Source organism: Enterococcus lactis, from assembly GCF_015751045.1.
Classification (GTDB): domain Bacteria; phylum Bacillota; class Bacilli; order Lactobacillales; family Enterococcaceae; genus Enterococcus_B; species Enterococcus_B lactis.
The window spans coordinates 1-1490 of record NZ_BNJW01000064.1 but is presented as its reverse complement, the minus strand read 5'-3'; the positions used below and the strand labels follow the sequence as shown (position 1 = coordinate 1490).

The following is a 1490-nucleotide window of genomic DNA, read 5'->3' as shown; positions in this document are numbered from 1 at the left end:
ATTGCCTTGTTTTCTTGTTTTTGTAATCATTTAAATCCCTCATTTCTAACAGTATGTAATTACTTAGTAAATACATTATACCACGAGATAATGTATTTACAAGTAATTACTGTGACTCGTAATGCGTCCTTGCTGAATAAATTTCAACCACGTGTTCATCTTCATCTACCTTATAAACAACCCGGTGTTGTCTATTCAATCTTCTAGAATACCTACCTTCATATGTAGGTTTTAACTTCTCAAATGATTGGGTAGGGAGATAGGGATCTTCCTTTAAAGTCTGAATAACCTTCTCAAATTGAGGTTTCAAATTAGACTGTTTGATTTTCTTTAAATCAGCTTTAGCCGAGTTTTTAATCATCACAGAATAGTTATTCATTATAAGTTATCCCAATCAATTTCATCAACATTAGTAAATCCACTATCATCTTTTTCTCGCTTACGAACAACACCCAAAGTGCCTATTTGCTCAAGTAATAGCGTTTCTTTGATTGCTTTCAAATCATCCAAACCAATAAGCACCGCATTATTTTCACTGCGCTCACTAATGATTTCAATTTCCGTATGATTCTCATTTACATCTTTCAACAACTTATAAAAATTTTTCCGTGCTGAGCTAGGATTTAAGACTGTTTTTGCCATATCTACTCCCCCTCTAATTTATATCTCCATTCTAACGTACTTAATTAAGTACGTAAATTCGATTGTTTTGTTTAAATTGGAGTACCAAAACAGCATTGTAAAGTGTTATCCGTTTCCTTTATTTTTATTAACAAGTTTTATCACAGGCTTCATATATTTGATTATAACTTCATCTTCTACATAGATATCTGTTATCATTACGACATCTGTACTATTTCGATTGAGTACTTTCACTTGATCTCCAGCATTGATTTTCCCTCTAAATCTTTTAGGAATGAACCAACTATACATATGATTAGCATCACCAAAATGTGCTTTTATCGCATTCTCAGGATATAACTTATTCAATAGTTCATTCTTTTTAATTTTCAAAACTTCAAATCTATACTTATCATCTTCTGCTAATCTAAATAAATCTTCTAAACGCATGTTTTCTAACTGTAAGTTTTGAAAATCTTCCGGTATAAATTTTCGGTTCTGTTGCGAAGTTTGAAAATCAAACGCGCCCTCTCTGAACTCCAAATATCTTAGGCTGTTATTCCCATTAATACCTTGATTTCAGTAGACACCGAAAAGCTGAAGAGCGTTCCATTTCTTCGGTTCTTTTTATATATTCCTCGAATGGTCTCCATGCCCTTAATCGTGGAAGAGGCTGTACGGAGACTTTGATAAAATTTATTCCGTCGTTTAATAGGTCGATGGTCTTGTTCTATTAAATTGTTAAGATACTTCACAGTTCGGTGCTCTGTCTTAGTATATAAACCCACACTCTGTAACTTTCTAAAGGCGGAGCCAAGAGAAGGTGCTTTATCGGTCACAATTGCTTTCGGCTCACCAAACTGTTTATG

At 33.5% G+C, this 1490-nt stretch carries 3 protein-coding genes and 1 pseudogene; all 4 read right to left on the bottom strand.

Features of this window, described 5'->3' with window-relative positions; translation table 11 throughout:
- Positions 1 to 106: 106 nt before the first annotated feature.
- On the bottom strand, positions 107 to 379 hold the full coding sequence (locus tag KFO35_RS14040; RefSeq protein ID WP_002305108.1) for a Txe/YoeB family addiction module toxin: 273 nt from the start codon (positions 377 to 379) through the stop codon (positions 107 to 109).
- Positions 379 to 642: a type II toxin-antitoxin system Phd/YefM family antitoxin gene (locus KFO35_RS14035; RefSeq protein ID WP_002303154.1), complete on the bottom strand. Its 264-nt coding sequence runs from the start codon at positions 640 to 642 to the stop codon at positions 379 to 381. The genes KFO35_RS14040 and KFO35_RS14035 overlap by 1 nt, the downstream gene beginning before the upstream one ends.
- 105 nt (positions 643 to 747) lie before the next feature.
- A pseudogene (locus KFO35_RS14030) lies at positions 748 to 1116 on the bottom strand (hypothetical protein); the annotation flags it as partial.
- Positions 1117 to 1169: 53 nt separating this feature from the next.
- Positions 1170 to 1490, bottom strand: a 321-nt coding sequence (locus KFO35_RS14025) for a DDE-type integrase/transposase/recombinase (protein ID WP_211140349.1), incomplete at its 5' end; no start/stop codon positions are given.